This is a genomic window from Limnohabitans sp. Rim8 (genome assembly GCF_945901735.1).
Classification (GTDB): Bacteria; Pseudomonadota; Gammaproteobacteria; order Burkholderiales; family Burkholderiaceae_C; genus Limnohabitans_A.
On record NZ_CAMDLM010000021.1, the window covers coordinates 23,364 to 39,350 of the forward strand.

Genomic DNA, 15,987 nt, shown 5'->3' on the forward strand with positions numbered 1-15,987 from the left:
TGCGGCCTTCATGGTCCGACGTTTGACAAGATGCGGCCTTTGTAGGTCGGTGCCTTCAGGTCCGACATGAGACCTGTGCCCCAGAAAGGGGTTCAGTGCGCCTGCTCCCAATTCGGCCCAAAGCCCACTTCGGCCAGCAGCGGGACCTTCAGGTCGGCCACACTGGCCATGATGCGCGGGATCTCGGTGCGCACCCATTCCACTTCTGATTCCGGCACCTCGAACACCAGTTCATCGTGCACCTGCATGATGACTTTGGTGGCCTTGCCTTGTTCGTCCAGCGCTTTTTGTACCGCGACCATGCTCAGCTTGATCAGGTCGGCGGCGGTGCCCTGCATGGGCGCGTTGATGGCCGCGCGCTCGGCCCCGGCGCGGCGCGGGCCGTTGGGGCTGTTGATTTCGGGCAGCACCAAACGGCGGCCAAACACGGTCTCGACATAACCCATCGCCTTGGCCTGCTCGCGGGTGGCGTCCATGTAGTGCTTCACCCCGGCAAAGCGCTCAAAGTAGCGGGTGATGTAGTTCTTGGCCGCCGTGTTGTCGATGGAGAGCGCCTTGGCCAAACCGAACGCACTCATGCCGTAAATCAGGCCAAAGTTGATGGTTTTGGCGTAACGGCGCTGCTCGCTGCTCACCGTGTCGGGCGTCATGCCAAACACCTCGGCCGCTGTGGCCTTGTGCACGTCCAGCCCTTCGTGAAAGGCTTTGAGCAAGGCCGGGTCGTCGCTCAGGTGCGCCATGATGCGCAGCTCGATCTGGCTGTAATCGGCACTCGCAATCACGCAGCCCGCAGGCGCCACAAAAGCTTCGCGCACCTTGCGCCCTTCTGCGGTGCGCACCGGGATGTTTTGCAGGTTGGGCTCGTTGCTCGACAAACGGCCTGTGACGGCCACGGCCTGCGCGTAATGCGTGTGCACCCGGCCGGTGCGCGGCAAGGCCAGTTGCGCCAGCTTGTCGGTGTAGGTGCCCTTGAGTTTGGAAAGACTCCGGTGCTCCAGGATGCGGGCGGGCAGCGGGTAGTCTTCGGCCAGTTTTTCCAGCACTTCCTCGTCGGTGCTGCGTGCGCCGGTGGCGGTTTTCTTGACGACGGGCAGACCCAGCTTGTCAAAAAAGATCTCGCCCAGCTGCTTGGGGCTGGCCAGGTTGAAGGGCTGGCCCGCAATCTCGTAGGCTTCGGTTTCGAGCTGCACAATGCGCTCGCCCAGCGCCTGGCTTTGTGCGGCCAAAGTCGGCGCGTCAATCAGCACGCCGTTGCGCTCGATGCGGTACAACGATTCGCTGGTCTGTATTTCCAGCTCGTACACATATTTGAGCCCCGCATGGGCCGCGATCTGCGGCCACAGCGCCAGGTGCACGTCCAGGCACTGGTCCGAGTCTTCGCACGAGTAATGCGCCGCCTTGTCCACGTCCACCTGCGCAAACGGGATCTGGTGCGCGCCTTTTCCGCACAGGTCTTCATAGGTCACGCCCCGGCGCCCCACATGCCGCTCGGCCAAGCTGGAAAGGCCGTGCGGCTTGTGCACTTCGAGCACATAGCTTTCCAGCATGGTGTCGTGCGCATAGCCCTGCACTTCGATGCCGTGGTTGGCGAACACATGGCGGTCGTATTTGACGTGCTGACCCAATTTCAGGCGGGCCGGGTTTTCCAGCCAGGACTTGAGTTTGGCCAGCACATCGGCCAGCGGCAACTGCTCGGGCGCACCGGGGCCGTTGTGGGCCAACGGAATGTAAGCCGCCTGGCCGGGTGTGACGCTCAGCGAAATGCCCACGATCTCGGCGCGCATGGCGTCCAGAGACGTGGTTTCGGTGTCGACGGCCGTGAGCGGCGCTTGCTCGATGCGGGCCAGCCACGTGTCGAACGCGGCCCAGTCGAGCACCGTGTCGTATTTCAAATCGCCCTGCACGGCGCTGGCCGCGCTGTCCAAGGCTGGCAATGCGGCAGGTTCATCTTCTTGAGCCGAGCCAAACAGATCCCCAATGCCCGTGTCTACCCCCCGACTTGGTGGCTTGGCCGTTTTGACTTTGGGCACGGGCGCGGGCGCAGGCACAGCCCCGCCCAGCGACTGCACCAAGCCCTTGAAGCCATAGGTTTGGTAGAAGTTGAGCAATTTGTCTTTGTCAGGCGCGTGCAGGTGCAGACTGGCCAATGACGGCAAGTCGGGCACCCAGTCATTCAAGTCGCAATCGGTTTTCATGGTCACCAGCGCCCGGCCCTTGGGCAACCAGTCCACCGCTTGGCGCAGGTTCTCGCCCGCAACGCCTTTGATGTCTTGCGCGTTTTCCATTAATTTGTCGAGCGAGCCGTATTCCATCAGCCACTTGGCGGCCGTTTTGGGGCCGACCTTGGCCACGCCGGGCACGTTGTCCACCGTGTCGCCCACCAGGGTTTGGTAGTCGATCATGAGCGAGGGCGGCACGCCAAACTCGGCCGTCACGCCGGCCACATCGCGCACCTTGCCGTTCATGGTGTCGATGATGGTGATGTGCTCGTTCACCAACTGGCTCAGGTCCTTGTCACCGCTCGACACCGTCACCCGAATGCCCTGCTGCGCGGCCACATGGGCCAGCGTGGCGATCACGTCGTCGGCCTCCACGCCGGGCATGTCCAGCACGGTCCAGCCCATCAGTCGCACCAGTTCATGGATCGGCTCGATCTGCGAGCGCAAATCGTCGGGCATGGGACTGCGGTTGGCCTTGTACTCGGGGTACAGCGCATCCCGAAAGGTCGGCCCCTTGGCGTCAAAAACGCAAGCCGCATAGACGGCGGGCACATCTTTGCGCAGCCGCTCCATCATGTTGATCATGCCGCGAATGGCCCCTGTGGCGGCGCTCGTCGGGTCGCCCGGAACCGCCCGCAGGTCGGGCATGGCGTGAAAGGCACGGTACAAATAGCTGGAGCCGTCGACCAGCAAGAGGGTCGGTTGGGCGGTGTTGGGGAGGGTGTCGGGGGTGGTGTCGCTCATCCCTCGATTGTGTACCGGGTTGACACCCAAGTGACCAAGAAGGATTGGGGGCCGGGCCTGTGACAGGGTGATGTGGCAAAGCGAAGCGCCTCTGAACCTTGGCACAGGCCCGGCCCCCGATCCCCACCACCGAACCACGCAGACCCGGCCACCCAATCGCCCCGCCTGTCCTGGGCCAACCAGGGCAGACCCGGCCAGGGCTGACTGCGCGTGGCTCAGAGGCGCTTCGCTTTGCCACATCGGCCCCGCGCAGTCAGCCCTGGCCGGGTCATTGAGGGCTTTGCGCGCTCTACAATCGTCACTTTCTCACCTCAGCCAGCCTTCCTCCTGGCGCTTTGACCCTCTTCCCATGGCGGTATACACCGAAGTCACCGAAAGCCAGGCCAACGACCTGATGCAAGCCCTGAATCTGGGCCAGCTGACCGCTTTGCGCGGCATCAAGGGCGGCATTGAGAACACCAACTACTTTGCGTCGACCGATCAGGGCGAGTACGTGCTGACCTTGTTCGAGCGCCTCACGCACGAGCAACTGCCTTTTTACCTGCTCCTGATGAAGCACCTCGCCAAGCGCGGCATCCCGGTGCCCGACCCGGCCGCCAACCGCGACGGCGATGTGCTGCACACCGTGAACGGCAAACCCGCCGCGGTGGTCAACAAACTCGCGGGCAAAAGCCAGCTGCAGCCCCAAGCCGTGCACTGCGCTGCCGTGGGCGACATGCTGGCGCGCATGCACCTGGCCGGTGCCGACTACCCCCGCAGCCAACCCAATTTGCGCGGTCTGCCCTGGTGGAACGAGACCGTGCCGGTGGTGCTGCCCTATTTGGACGAAACCCAGGCAGGCCTGCTGCGCAGCGAGCTGGCCTACCAAAACCACATCGCTCAGGGCGCAACTTATGCCGCCCTGCCCCGGGGCCCGGTGCATGCCGACCTGTTCCGCGACAACGTCATGTTCGAAGGCGAACAGCTGACGGGGTTTTTTGACTTTTACTTTGCGGGCGTGGACACCTGGCTGTTTGACTTGTCGGTGTGCCTGAACGACTGGTGCACCGACTTGCCCAGCGGGAAACACGACGCCGAACGCGCTCGGGCCTTGGTGCAGGCCTACAACCACACGCGCCCTTTGAGCGCGGCCGAGCGCACATTGTTGCCAGCCCTTTTGCGTGCGGGGGCTTTGCGTTTTTGGATTTCGCGCCTGTGGGACTACCATCTGCCCCGCGAAGCCGCCATGCTCACGCCGCATGACCCGACCCATTTCGAACGCGTGCTGCTGGGCCGCGTCCATCACCCTGTCTGCACTTCTGAGCTCTTGTGACACCATGAACCTGCAAATTGTTCCCGCCAGCGCTGGCATGAAATGGGCCCGACAAGGCATGCGCACCTTCTGGCGTCAGCCGCTGGCCATGTCGGGGCTGTTTTTCATCTTCATGATCACCGTGTCGCTGGTCTCGGTGGTGCCGTTCATCGGCGGCGCGTTGGCCTTGGTGGTTCTGCCCGCGCTCACCCTGGGCATGATGGCGGCCACACAAGTGGCCTCTGATGGCAAATTTCCCATGCCCAGCCTGCTGTTTGTGGCGTTCAAGGCGGGGCCGCACCGCAAAAACATGCTCCAGCTGGGCGGGCTGTACGCGCTCATTTTCTTGCTGGTCATGGGCGTGTCCACGGTGGTCGATGGGGGCACCTTTGCCAAGGTCTACTTTGGCGGCGCACCCATGACGGCCGAAGTGGTCACAGCCGAATCCTTCCAGACCGCCTTGTGGGTGTCGATGCTGTTTTACGTGCCGCTGTCGATGATGTTTTGGCATGCGCCAGCCCTGGTGCACTGGTACGGCATGCCTGCAGTCAAAAGCCTGTTTTTCAGTTTCATGGCTTGCTGGCGCAACCTTAAGGCATTTGTGGTTTACGTGGTAGCCTGGGCCGCGATTTTTCTGACTTCAGGGGTGCTGGCCTTGTTGATCACCAGCCTGCTGGGCAACCCCCAGCTGATGATGGCCACCTTCATGCCCATGGCACTGATGGTGGCGGCCATGTTCTTCAGCTCCATGCTGTTTTCTGTGCGCGACTGCTTTGCCACCAACGTGCTCGACGAAGCGGCGCCCGAGCCGCTCAACTGAGGCGCTCGGCAGAACCGGGAACGGCCCGGGGCTGATCAGTGGTGGTGGCCGTGGGCACCGTGCGCGTGACGGTGCGTCACCTCATCGGCACTGGCGGCGCGCACCTCCAATACCTTGAGCGTCAGCGTCAGGTGTTGACCTGCCCAGGGGTGGTTGGCGTCCAAAATCACCTTATCGCCCTTGATCTTCACCACATTGAAGACCTGCTCCTGCCCCTCAGCAGAGCGCCCACGCAGCTGTCCACCCACCTTCACACCCGGTGGAAATTCGCTTTTGGGGATGGTCTGAACCAGGCTCTCGTCTCGCTCACCAAAGGCGTCGGCCGGGGCCAGCTTGAGCGTAGTGCTGAAGCCCACTTCCTGCCCTTCCAGCGCTTGTTCAATTTTGGGGAAAGTGTTGTCGTAGCCCCCATGCAGGTAAGCGGTGGGCTCTTGCGTCTTGTCGAGCAACTGGCCTTGAGCGTTCACCACTTTGTGGTGCATGGTGACGACGGTGTCTTGGGTGATTTTCATGAGAAGGGTCGGGTTAAAAAGTCATCGCTCAAAGATCGGGTTATGAATTCGTGCATCCATTGGAACTATTTGCCAATGGCCACGAACTCCCAAAGAATGTGTGCCATACCACCTCGCAGTAATTGACGGTGCACACGTCGCATGGTTTTACGCCATGGCGGTTGGTTCAAATCATAAACATTGGCAGGGGCTTCCCAACGAACTTGCAAGGCTTCAAAAGCCCCCTGAAAGCCGTACATGGCCCCGCTGGGCTTGGACCCCACAAAATATTCGTGCGTTTTCTCGGTAATGAAGTTCACATGGGTGGGGTCTGTGAAGGCTTCCGCCCGGGGATAAGCAGGCGTAAATGCCAACAAACGCCCGCCAGGCACCAACACTCGGTGGATCTCGCTCATGACGTTGATGAACGGATTGGTCACATCGCCGTTGGGCAAAACCATTTGCCTTGGCATGTGCTCCAGAAAATCAAAGGCCGAGACCGAGTCAAAAAAACCATCGGGGTAGGGAATAGGCTCGACCACGAGATTGACACGCTTGTAGTCAAAGCCAATCTTCTCCACAGCCAGGTCGATGTCGCGCACATCGCAGCCAAAGGTCGCATCGGCCCCGTAGGGGTTGCGCGGTTTCAGGCCACAGCCCAGATCCAAATGTTTTGTCATCGTTTGAGAGTTCCATCAAAAGTGGCTTGCACTGGCCACAAAAAGGGGGGCACAAAGGGGCTCACACCAAGGTGAGTTTAGCCACACTCAGCGCCAGCCATTTGATGCCATGGCGCGGAAAGTTGACCTGGGCTCGGGCATCGTTGCCCACACCCTCAACAGCCAGGACTTTGCCTTCGCCAAACTTGGTGTGGAACACATTTTTGCCTGCGCTGATGCCGTGCTCGGGCTCGGCTTTTTGCACCGGCACGGGCGGGCTTTTGTAGGTTTCGGTGCTCAGGCTGCTTTGGCCCCAGGCAGGACGGACGTGGCGGTTAAAGGCCGGGGTTTGCGGCCAGCCGCCGCCCGAGGTCCCAGCGCCATTGCCACTCCCACCACTCCCACCGCCCGTGCTGCCCAGGTTCGAAAACCCGGCGCTTTTGGGCGTCACCCACTTCAGACACTCTTCGGGCAACTCGTCCAGAAAGCGGCTTTTCAGGTTGTAGCGGGTTTGACCGTGCAGCATGCGGGTTTGCGAATGGCTCAGGTACAAGCGCTTGCGGGCGCGTGTGATGGCCACATACATCAGTCGGCGCTCTTCTTCCAGGCCGTCAAAGTCGTTCATTGCGTTTTCGTGCGGGAACAGGCCTTCTTCCAGTCCGGTAATGAACACCGCGTCAAACTCCAAGCCCTTGCTGGCGTGTACCGTCATCAGCTGCACCGCATCTTCGCCGGCCTGCGCTTGGTTGTCGCCCGCCTCCAACGACGCATGGGTGAGAAATGCTGCGAGCGGGCTCATGGTCACACCGTCTTCTCTGAACTCGTCAACCGTGCCAAGGTTGGATTCGGGAGAAGCGCTCAGACCTTGGCTGGCCGGGCTTTGCGACAAAGCTTGCGGCAAGGCCACCGCGCTGCGGCCAAAGCCTTCTTGGGTGACAAAGCTCTCGGCGGCGTTGACCAATTCTTCCAAGTTCTCCACCCGGTCAGCGCCTTCTTTTTCGGCGCGGTAGTGGTTCACCAGCCCGGTCTTGTCCAGCACCAGGTCGATGATCTCACGCAGCGTCATGCCCTCGGTCTGCTCGCGCAGCACATCGACCATGGCCACAAACGCCGCCAGATTGGCCCCGGCCTTGCCGGTGGTGGCGCTCACCGCATCGTGCAGCGAGCAACCCGCGGCACGCGCCGCGTCTTGCAGTTGCTCGATGCTGCGCGCCCCAATGCCGCGTGGCGGAAAGTTGACCACCCGCAAAAAACTGGTGTCGTCGTTGGGGTTCTCCATCAGGCGCAGATAGGCCAGCGCGTGCTTGATTTCGGCACGTTCAAAGAAACGCAGACCGCCATACACGCGGTACGGAAACCCGGCATTGAACAGCGCGGTTTCCAGTACCCGGCTTTGCGCGTTGCTGCGGTACAGCAGGGCCACTTCCTTGCGCTCAAAACCGTCTTGTTTCACCAATTGGCGCAGCTCTTCCACCAGCCACTGCGCCTCGGCAAAGTCTGACGGCGACTCCACCACCCGCACCGGCTCGCCCGCACCTTGGTCTGTGCGCAGGGTTTTGCCCAATCGGGTTTTGTTGTGGCTGATCAGGTGGTTGGCCGAATCGAGGATGTTGCTGAAACTGCGGTAGTTTTGCTCCAGCTTGATCTGGTGGCGCACCTGAAACTCGCGCACAAAGTCGGCCATGTTGCCCACGCGGGCGCCACGAAAGGCGTAAATACTCTGGTCATCGTCGCCCACAGCCAGGATCGCACACCCATCTCCTTCAGGGCTGCCCTCACCCGGCAAACCCGCCAGCTGCTTGAGCCAGGCGTATTGCAGTTTGTTGGTGTCCTGAAACTCGTCCACCAGGATGTGCCGGAAGCGTCGGCGGTAATGCTCGCGCACATGCATGTTGTCACGCAGCAGCTCATAGGAGCGCAGCATCAGCTCGCCAAAGTCCACCACGCCCTCGCGCTGGCATTGCTCTTCGTACAGCTGGTACAGCTCCACCTTGCGGCGGGTTTCGTCGTCGCGCACCGGCACATCGCCGGGGCGCTGGCCGTCTTCCTTGCAGCCCGAAATGAAATACTGCACCTGCTTCGGGGGGAAGCGGTCTTCGTCCACATTGAACTGCTTGCACAGCCGCTTGACAGCCGACAGCTGGTCTTGGGTGTCCAAAATCTGAAACGTCTGCGGCAGGCCAGCCAACTGGTAATGCGCCCGCAAAAACCGGTTGCACAGCCCGTGAAACGTGCCAATCCACATGGCGTTCACATTCACCGGCAACATGGACTGCAATCGCAGCTTCATCTCTTTGGCGGCCTTGTTGGTGAAAGTGACGGCCAAAATGCCGCCCGGCGAGACCTGCGAGGTCTGCAACAGCCAAGCAATGCGCGTGGTCAGCACCCGGGTCTTGCCCGAACCTGCCCCAGCCAGAATCAATGCATGCTCAGACGGCAAGGCCACGGCACGGAGCTGCTCTTCGTTGAGCTGGGCGAGCAAGGGGGAAGAAGTGTTCGAGGAGGTGTCTGAGAGCATATTCAAGGATTGTAGAAGCTGCACCGTATGTCCCGGCCTGCTCAGCGCATCCACCAGCCTCTGCCCAATCGCCAGGGATTGATCGCTCAAAAGGACTGACATCTCTGTCAAATCAAGGGTTTACCATAAAGCCAACAGAAACTAAAAGCACCATACTGTATGTGGCGTTTATTGATCGATTTTCATCCCCCAAAGGCCTTCACATGCTTCGCCAATTTTTCTCGCAGCTCATGAGCCGCCTGGCGTGCTACATGTACAAGCCCAGCGCCACAGGCTCCTATGATTGCGGTTCTCCACAACTGGGCATGGTGGCCGCATCCAACGTCGAACATGCCCATTGGCCTGCCGCACCGCAAAATGACGCACCCCAGCTGAAAATTGACTTGCGACCCAAGCCCAAGCAAGACTAATTCAACTCATCGGCTGCAATGGCCCGTATTCAGCTTCACTGTCGCGCTTATTGATCTGGCACCCTAAAAGCAGGTCGGTAGCTTCAGCCGCAACCTTGCTGGCTCCAGCGTAGAAACTTATCTACTCTGTTGCTGCCAAGGTACAAGTTAGAACGCACAGTCGGTCTAATGCGGGACATATCACTTCGTTCTGACGTGCCAACATGCATACAAGCCATGCTCCATGTAAAAGCACACCCCATGACACCGCCAGTTTGGCCAGTCCCAATTCACAGAACCCTCCCTAGACCAGCGCGTGGTTTGCACTTAGGGGGCTCTTGGTGAAGGTGTTTTACGGCTGGCGCATGGTCGGTGCCGCTTGTGGCATCCAGTTCCTGTTGGCGGCTTTCCTCACCCAAGCACTTGGCCTGTACATCGCTGTGCTGTCGGACGAGATGGGCTGGAGCAAAACCACCTTGTCCGGTGCTGCAGCGTTGCAGTCGGTCGAAGCGGCCATCATCGGCCCGGTTTTGGGCTGGGTGATGGACCGGGTAGGCCCTCAAAAAATGATCCGCTGGGGGATCGTGCTGTTCAGCACAGGTTTGTTACTGCTGAGCCAGGTCAATAGCGTGACCACTTTTTATGTCAGCGCCGTGCTGATGGCGGTGGGTGCCAGCTTGAGTGGCTACTTTCCTCTTTCGGTGGCCCTGGTGCAGTGGTTCGAGAAATTCCGTGCCCGCGCCCTGTCCATCATGAGCCTGGGCCTGGCCATGGGCGGGTTGGTGGTGCCGCTGATGGCTTGGTCCATGCAGCAATGGGGCTGGCGTGCCACGGCGGCCGGTTCGGGCGTGCTGGTCCTGCTGACGGGCCTGCCCATGGCCGGCATGATCCGCAGACGCCCCGAAGACCATGGCGAGCACATCGACGGCATCAACCCCGCCATGCGCGCGGCGGCCGAGCGCGAAGGTCACGCAGTGCCCCCGCCCCAGATCGAGTTCACCGTCGCTCAGGCCTTGCGCACCCGCGCCTTCTGGATGCTTGCGATTGGCCACGGCTTGGCCCTGCTGGTGGTTTCGGCTGTCAACGTGCATGCCATCACCCACATGAAAGAAGGCTTGGGCTATTCGGTAGCCACGGCCAGCTGGGTGATCCTGATCATGACCTTTGGCCAACTGGCCGGTGTGCTGATGGGGGCCAGCATGGGCGACTGGTTTGAGAAAAGAAAGGTGGCCGCGCTGTGCATGTTGGCCCACGGCATCGGCATGCTGTGCCTGACCTATGCCACCAGCATGGTCATGCTGTTGGCGTTCGGGGTGTTCCATGGCATCGCTTGGGGCTTGCGCGGCCCCTTCATGCAGGCCATCCGGGCCGATTACTTTGGGCGCAACGCGATTGGCATGATCATGGGACTGTCGGCGGCGATCATTGCTCTGGGGCAAATTGCCGGCCCCATGATCGCCGGGGTGCTGGCCGACCTGACGGGCGATTACCGACTGGGCTTCAGCCTCTTGGCCTTGCTGGCGGCCTTGGGATCGCTCTCCTTCATGCTGGCCACCAAGCCGCAACGGCCTCTTTCCGACTGAAAATCAGCTGTCGTCCGGACCCCTGGCTGGCGGTCAGGCTGATGAAGGTTCGGGCAAATTGAAACGGGTAGAATCAGCCACCGGGCCCAAGATTCTTGCGCCCGGTTTTTTTTGCCCTGAATCTGCAATGGGTTTACTTCAGGGGCCAGAAAACCGGCCAAGCCAAGCGCTCACTCGTTCTTTCAACGAATCCTTTTTTGGAGCTTGGTTTTTTCATGGAAATTTTTGACTACGACAACATCCTGTTGCTGCCACGCAAGTGCCGCGTGGAAAGCCGTTCCGAGTGCGACGCGGGCGTCGAACTGGGTGGACGCAAGTTCCGCCTGCCAGTGGTGCCCGCCAACATGAAAACGGTGATCGACGAAAAGATCTGCCTGTGGATGGCACAAAACGACTACTTTTATGTGATGCACCGCTTTGACCTGGACAACGTCCAGTTTGTGCGCGACATGCATGGCAAAGGTGTTTACGCCTCGATCTCGCTCGGCGTCAAGGCGCCCGACCGCGCCACGGTGGACCAGCTGGCCGCCGAGAACCTGGTGCCCGAATACATCACCATCGATATCGCGCACGGCCATGCCGACAGCGTGCGCGACATGATCGGCTACATCAAGGCCAGACTGCCCAAAAGCTTCGTGATCGCCGGCAACGTGGCCACACCCGAAGCCGTGATCGACCTGGAAAACTGGGGCGCCGACGCCACCAAAGTGGGCGTGGGCCCTGGAAAAGTCTGTATCACCAAGCTTAAAACTGGTTTTGGCACTGGCGGCTGGCAACTCTCGGCGCTCAAGTGGTGCGCCCGCGTGGCCACCAAGCCCATCATCGCCGACGGCGGCATCCGCAGCCACGGCGACATCGCCAAGAGCGTCCGCTTTGGCGCGAGCATGGTCATGATCGGCTCCTTGTTTGCGGGCCACGAAGAGTCGCCCGGCAAGACCGTCGAAGTCGATGGCGAGATGTTCAAGGAGTACTACGGCTCGGCGTCGGACTTCAACAAGGGCGAGTACAAACACGTCGAAGGCAAGCGCATTCTGGAGCCCATCAAAGGCAAGCTGGCCAACACACTCATCGAGATGGAGCAAGACGTGCAAAGCTCCATCAGCTACGCCGGTGGCACCAAGCTGATGGACATCCGCAAGGTGAACTATGTCACCCTGGGTGGTGACAACGCGGGCGAACACCTACTGATGTGAACCCACCGCTGCACTCACAGCAAAGGGAGCCCAAGGGCTCCCTTTTTTGACTTGAAAAGTCTCAGCGCAAAGCCCCCAGCGCCAGCATCAAACCGCTGACCACCAGCAAGGCGCAGATGCACTGGCGCAAACGCGCCACGGGCACGCGGTGCGCCATGCGGTGACCCAGCCAAACACCCGTCAAGGCCACGCCAATCAACAGGCTCCAACGCTGCCACATGTCACCGCTGGACAAGCGACCGTCCGAGGCCATGACCAGCAAGACCGTGGCCGCCGCCGTGGCAATGACCATGGGCGTGCTGGCGCGCAGTTGCTGCACATCGGTCACGCGGCGGCTCAGCCAGGCCACCACCAAGGGGCCGGCCGTGCCAAATAGCATTTCCACCAAGCCAATGGCCCCGCCCACCGGATGCACCCAAACCGGGGCCGGTGGCTGCAAAGGCGCAGCCCTGACGCGCAAGGCATTCAGGCCCACGGCCGCCACGTACAACCCCAGCAACAGCAAAGGCCATCGGGCCTGCAGGTGCTGCATGAGCCACAAGCCCAACAGCGTGCCCATCACCATGCCTGGCAGCAGGCGGCGCAGCTCGCGCCACTGCACCTGCCGCCAATTCAGCCCGCTGTGAAACGCGGAGGCGGGCACGTCCATCAGCAGGGTCAAAGCCACCACGGCAGGCAGTGGCCAGTTCCAGGCCAACAGGGGCACCACCACCAAAGCCGAGCCAAAGCCCGTGAGGCCCAGCACGCTGTACCCCAACAAAACCACCCCCATGGGGTAAAGCCATTCCTGCATCCCGATTCCTTTTTTCAATCGCTCAAATGGTTTTGTACAAACGCACGAAACACCGACATGACGGGCAACTCGGTGCGGCCCGCCAAGGTGATCAGCGCCAACCGCGCCTGGCCCTTCAGGGGTATTTGCATGGGCAACTCCACCAAACGGCCCTGGATAAGGCCCTCTCGGGCCGCGCCCACAATGCCTAAGTAAATCGCATCGGTCTGACTCACCACATCCAGCAAGCTGGCGATGTCTTCGCACTGCAAGGTGGTCATTTGTGCCGGATTGGCCTGCGGGCCATAGTGGTCCACCAGCAAACGGGCCACCTCTTGCGACAGCTGGATGGAGGCGATGGGGTAGGACAGCAGAGCATCAAAAGGCAAGCCCTCGACGGCGCCACCCAGCAACGGGTGGCCCTGGCGGCAGACAAAGCCTGCGCGCATCTCGACCACCTGCGTCATCATCAAATCCGGCGCCGCTTCGACACGCCGCACATCCACCACCAGGGCATCGAGTTGCCGCTCGCGCAGTTGGGTCAGTTGCAGTTCGGTCGACCCGCGCGAGACCGTCACCTGCACCGTGGGGTGGTGCTTGGCCATGTAGACCAGCCAAGGCGTCATCAGCATGGCCCCTGGGCCTGAACCCAGACCCACCCGCAAGGCACCCAAGCCGCCTTGCTGGAGCAAGGCAGCGCCTTGTTTGAGCTCCTGAGCCTCGTGAACGATGCGCCGCGCCCGCTCCAACACAGAGCGGCCCAGAGGTGTGAGTTCGTTTTTTTTGCCCACACGGTCAACCAAGAGGCCCCCCAGGTCGTCCTCCAGCGCCTGGATGCTTCGGCTCAGGGCGGACTGGGTGATGTGCAGTTTTTCAGCCGCACGGCTGAAGGAGCCGGTATCGGCCAGCGCCAACCAATGTTCAAGGTGCCTGAGGTTCATCCATTCATTTTACGAATGGTTACCAGAAAAATAAGTCATTGGACACATTGATTTGTAATTTTTACGATTTGACTATGGTTATTTCAACCATGCAGAACCCTTGAACCTAACGGAGACACCATGAACTTCAAAACCCTCATCACCAGCCTGGCCGTGGCTGCCAGCGCTTTCGGCCCGGCCCTGGCACAAACCTATCCCGCCAAAACCATCAACCTGATCGTGCCCTACCCGGCCGGTGGGCCCTCTGACTTCTTCGCACGCAAGGTCCAACCCGATGCCGCCGCCAGGCTGGGCCAGACCATGATCATCGAAAACATCGGTGGCGCGGGCGGCGCCATCGGCATGGCCAAACTGGTCAACGCCCCGGCAGACGGTTACACCCTGAGTCTGGGCAGCCCCATGGAGCTGGTGCTGGCACCCATGGCCATCCAGGGCGTCAAGTACAAATCTGAAGACTTCAAACTGGTGGCGCAATTTGCCACCACCACGACCATTTTGGCCGTGCGCAACTCGCTCAACGTGAAGACCGTGGACGATCTGCTGGCATTGGCCCGCAAGAACGCCAACAAGCCTCTGAGCTATGGCAGTGTGGGTCCGGGCTCGCTGTACCACCTGGTGGGCGAGAAGTTCTCGCAGTTGACCAAGGTGGATATGCTGCACGTGCCCTACAAAGGCATAGCACCACTTTTGACCGACTTGATGGGTGGCCAGATCGACATGGCCTTCCTGCCCATGGCCGGCTCCATTCCGCAGACCCTCATCGACGGCAAAATCCAGGGCTTGGCCGTGACCGCCAAAACCCCACACGCGCTGTTCAAGCAATTTCCGGCCATGGCCGCCATGAAAGGGCTTGAGGCGATGGAATTTGACATCTGGGCCGGTGTGCAGGTGCACAAAAACACCCCGGACGCTGTGATCAACACCCTGAACAAGGCCTTCTATGCGGCGGCTGAAGTGTCCGAAACACGGAAGGCGCTGGAAGCCAGCGGCAACGAGGTCCTGCCTTCACGCACACCGGCCGAGCTGGCCCGCATTTACCTTGGCGACATCGAGCGCTACCGCGCCATCGCCAAATCGATTAATCTGCAAGCCCAGTAATCGACGAGGTCCCGCCATGAACGCCCCCACCGACGCTTTCCTGCATGACAAACTGCACGCCTTGCAAGCCCAGGCCGACGAATTCATTGCGGTGCGCCGCGACATTCACAAGCACCCGGAGATGGGCTACAAGGAGTACCGCACCAGCGACCTGGTGGCCGAGCAGCTGAGCGCCTTGGGCTACCGAGTGACACGCGGTCTGGGCGGCACCGGTCTGGTCGGGCAGATCAAAAAGGGCTCGGGCCACCGCGCCATTGGCATCCGCGCCGACATGGATGCGCTGCCGATTGACGAGGCCACCGGCCTGCCCTATGCCAGTTGCAACGTGGGCATCATGCACGCCTGCGGCCACGACGGGCATACCGCCATGCTGTTGGCGGCGGCCAAGCACATCGCTCAAAAAGGGGTGTTCTCGGGCACTGTCAATCTGATTTTTCAGCCCGCCGAAGAAGGCTTGGGTGGGGCGAAAAAGATGATGGAAGACGGCCTTTTCCAGCAGTTTCCGTGTGATGCCATCTTTGCCATGCACAACATGCCCACCCACCCGCAAGGCCACCTGGTCTTGCGCGACGGCTCGGCCATGGCGTCGTCGGACAACGTCACCATCACCTTACACGGCAAAGGTGGGCACGGCGCCATGCCGCATGTGGCCGCTGACCCGGTGGTGGCCGGGTCGGCCATCGTCATGGGCTTGCAAAGTATTGTGGCCCGCAACATCGACCCACAGCAAATGGCCATCATCACCGTGGGCGCGTTCAATGCGGGCGTGGCCAACAACGTGATCCCGCAGACCGCCACGCTGCGCTTGAGTGTGCGCTCGCTGGACCGCGATGTGCGCATCCTGCTCGAAAAGCGCATCACCGAACTGGTCCATGCCCAAGCCCAAAGCTACGGTGTGACAGCCGACATCGACTACCAACGCGGCTACCCCGTGCTGGTGAACCACCTGGCTGAAACCGACTTCGCCCGCGATGTGGCCGAAGAACTGGTGGGGGCTGACAAAGTGGTGCGCCAAGGCCGCGCCCTGACGGGCAGCGAAGACTTTGCCTTCATGCTCGAAGAGGTGCCTGGCTGTTACTTGCTCATTGGCAATGGAGATGGCTCGGGCGATGGCCACGGCGCCTGCATGGTGCACAACCCCGGCTACGACTTCAACGACCAGAACGTGGCCGTGGGTTCGGCTTATTGGTCTTTGCTGGTGGAGCGCTTTTTACCCGCGCAGGGATAAACAGCCCCAGCCTGGCCTTGGGGCATGGCCTGGCGCTGGCG

General features: G+C 61.0%; 13 protein-coding genes. 7 read left to right on the top strand and 6 right to left on the bottom strand.

Annotation, left to right across the window (positions count from 1 at the left end; all coding sequences use genetic code 11):
* Positions 1 to 92: 92 nt before the first annotated feature.
* Positions 93 to 2,963, bottom strand: coding sequence for a DNA polymerase I (polA, locus tag Q0O99_RS11375; protein WP_293751563.1), 2,871 nt, complete (start codon positions 2,961 to 2,963; stop codon positions 93 to 95).
* 349 nt (positions 2,964 to 3,312) lie between these two features.
* Here polA and Q0O99_RS11380 point away from each other — a divergent pair, with 349 nt between their 5' ends.
* Positions 3,313 to 4,275 carry a homoserine kinase gene (locus Q0O99_RS11380; protein WP_293751565.1) on the top strand — a complete coding sequence of 321 codons (963 nt, stop codon included), beginning with the start codon at positions 3,313 to 3,315 and terminating at the stop codon, positions 4,273 to 4,275.
* 4 nt (positions 4,276 to 4,279) lie between these two features.
* A complete protein-coding gene (locus Q0O99_RS11385) occupies positions 4,280 to 5,074 on the top strand; it encodes a BPSS1780 family membrane protein (RefSeq protein ID WP_293751567.1) in 795 nt (264 codons plus the stop codon).
* Positions 5,075 to 5,109: 35 nt separating this feature from the next.
* On the opposite strand, the gene Q0O99_RS11390 is transcribed toward Q0O99_RS11385, so the two are convergent.
* The 3 genes from Q0O99_RS11390 to Q0O99_RS11400 all read right to left on the bottom strand — a co-directional run bounded on the left by Q0O99_RS11390 (position 5,110) and on the right by Q0O99_RS11400 (position 8,742).
* The gene (locus Q0O99_RS11390; protein ID WP_293751569.1) at positions 5,110 to 5,586 is read right to left on the bottom strand and encodes a peptidylprolyl isomerase; all 477 of its coding nucleotides are present in this window, start codon (positions 5,584 to 5,586) and stop codon (positions 5,110 to 5,112) included.
* Between the two features lie 65 nt (positions 5,587 to 5,651).
* Positions 5,652 to 6,245: a class I SAM-dependent methyltransferase gene (locus tag Q0O99_RS11395; RefSeq protein ID WP_293751571.1), complete on the bottom strand. Its 594-nt coding sequence runs from the start codon at positions 6,243 to 6,245 to the stop codon at positions 5,652 to 5,654.
* Positions 6,246 to 6,306: 61 nt separating this feature from the next.
* Positions 6,307 to 8,742 carry a UvrD-helicase domain-containing protein gene (locus tag Q0O99_RS11400; RefSeq protein ID WP_293751573.1) on the bottom strand — a complete coding sequence of 812 codons (2,436 nt, stop codon included), beginning with the start codon at positions 8,740 to 8,742 and terminating at the stop codon, positions 6,307 to 6,309.
* A gap of 203 nt (positions 8,743 to 8,945) precedes the next feature.
* Between Q0O99_RS11400 and Q0O99_RS11405 the strand changes: the two genes are divergently transcribed.
* From Q0O99_RS11405 to Q0O99_RS11415, 3 genes are all read left to right on the top strand, one after another.
* Positions 8,946 to 9,152, top strand: coding sequence for a hypothetical protein (locus tag Q0O99_RS11405; protein ID WP_293751575.1), 207 nt, complete (start codon positions 8,946 to 8,948; stop codon positions 9,150 to 9,152).
* 320 nt (positions 9,153 to 9,472) lie between these two features.
* Positions 9,473 to 10,714, top strand: a complete 1,242-nt coding sequence (locus Q0O99_RS11410) for an MFS transporter (RefSeq protein ID WP_293751577.1) — start codon at positions 9,473 to 9,475, stop codon at positions 10,712 to 10,714.
* Between the two features lie 215 nt (positions 10,715 to 10,929).
* The gene (locus tag Q0O99_RS11415; protein WP_293751579.1) at positions 10,930 to 11,907 is read left to right on the top strand and encodes a GMP reductase; all 978 of its coding nucleotides are present in this window, start codon (positions 10,930 to 10,932) and stop codon (positions 11,905 to 11,907) included.
* 61 nt (positions 11,908 to 11,968) lie between these two features.
* Here Q0O99_RS11415 and Q0O99_RS11420 read toward each other — a convergent pair whose 3' ends face one another.
* Positions 11,969 to 12,700, bottom strand: a complete 732-nt coding sequence (locus Q0O99_RS11420) for a sulfite exporter TauE/SafE family protein (RefSeq protein WP_293751581.1) — start codon at positions 12,698 to 12,700, stop codon at positions 11,969 to 11,971.
* A gap of 14 nt (positions 12,701 to 12,714) precedes the next feature.
* Positions 12,715 to 13,620 (bottom strand): LysR family transcriptional regulator, encoded by a 906-nt coding sequence (locus Q0O99_RS11425; RefSeq protein WP_293751583.1) that lies wholly within the window; start codon positions 13,618 to 13,620, stop codon positions 12,715 to 12,717.
* A 120-nt stretch (positions 13,621 to 13,740) separates the two neighbouring features.
* On the opposite strand from Q0O99_RS11425, the gene Q0O99_RS11430 reads away from it, so the two are divergent.
* Together Q0O99_RS11430 and Q0O99_RS11435 are read left to right on the top strand one after the other, a co-directional pair.
* Positions 13,741 to 14,718 (top strand): tripartite tricarboxylate transporter substrate binding protein, encoded by a 978-nt coding sequence (locus Q0O99_RS11430; RefSeq protein WP_293751585.1) that lies wholly within the window; start codon positions 13,741 to 13,743, stop codon positions 14,716 to 14,718.
* A 16-nt stretch (positions 14,719 to 14,734) separates the two neighbouring features.
* On the top strand, positions 14,735 to 15,946 hold the full coding sequence (locus Q0O99_RS11435) for a M20 aminoacylase family protein (RefSeq protein WP_293751587.1): 1,212 nt from the start codon (positions 14,735 to 14,737) through the stop codon (positions 15,944 to 15,946).
* Positions 15,947 to 15,987: the final 41 nt, after the last annotated feature.

Excerpts from the sequence above, each read along its gene's own strand:
- Q0O99_RS11420 (WP_293751581.1), bottom strand. The coding sequence starts at position 12,700 with ATGCAGGAATGGCTTTACCCCATGGGGGTGGTTTTGTTGGGGTACAGC.
- Q0O99_RS11425 (WP_293751583.1), bottom strand. The coding sequence starts at position 13,620 with ATGAACCTCAGGCACCTTGAACATTGGTTGGCGCTGGCCGATACCGGC.
- polA (WP_293751563.1), bottom strand. The coding sequence starts at position 2,963 with ATGAGCGACACCACCCCCGACACCCTCCCCAACACCGCCCAACCGACC.
- Q0O99_RS11390 (WP_293751569.1), bottom strand. The coding sequence starts at position 5,586 with ATGAAAATCACCCAAGACACCGTCGTCACCATGCACCACAAAGTGGTG.
- Q0O99_RS11435 (WP_293751587.1), top strand. The coding sequence starts at position 14,735 with ATGAACGCCCCCACCGACGCTTTCCTGCATGACAAACTGCACGCCTTG.
- Q0O99_RS11405 (WP_293751575.1), top strand. The coding sequence starts at position 8,946 with ATGCTTCGCCAATTTTTCTCGCAGCTCATGAGCCGCCTGGCGTGCTAC.
- Q0O99_RS11385 (WP_293751567.1), top strand. The coding sequence starts at position 4,280 with ATGAACCTGCAAATTGTTCCCGCCAGCGCTGGCATGAAATGGGCCCGA.
- Q0O99_RS11400 (WP_293751573.1), bottom strand. The coding sequence starts at position 8,742 with ATGCTCTCAGACACCTCCTCGAACACTTCTTCCCCCTTGCTCGCCCAG.
- Q0O99_RS11395 (WP_293751571.1), bottom strand. The coding sequence starts at position 6,245 with ATGACAAAACATTTGGATCTGGGCTGTGGCCTGAAACCGCGCAACCCC.
- Q0O99_RS11380 (WP_293751565.1), top strand. The coding sequence starts at position 3,313 with ATGGCGGTATACACCGAAGTCACCGAAAGCCAGGCCAACGACCTGATG.
- Q0O99_RS11415 (WP_293751579.1), top strand. The coding sequence starts at position 10,930 with ATGGAAATTTTTGACTACGACAACATCCTGTTGCTGCCACGCAAGTGC.
- Q0O99_RS11430 (WP_293751585.1), top strand. The coding sequence starts at position 13,741 with ATGAACTTCAAAACCCTCATCACCAGCCTGGCCGTGGCTGCCAGCGCT.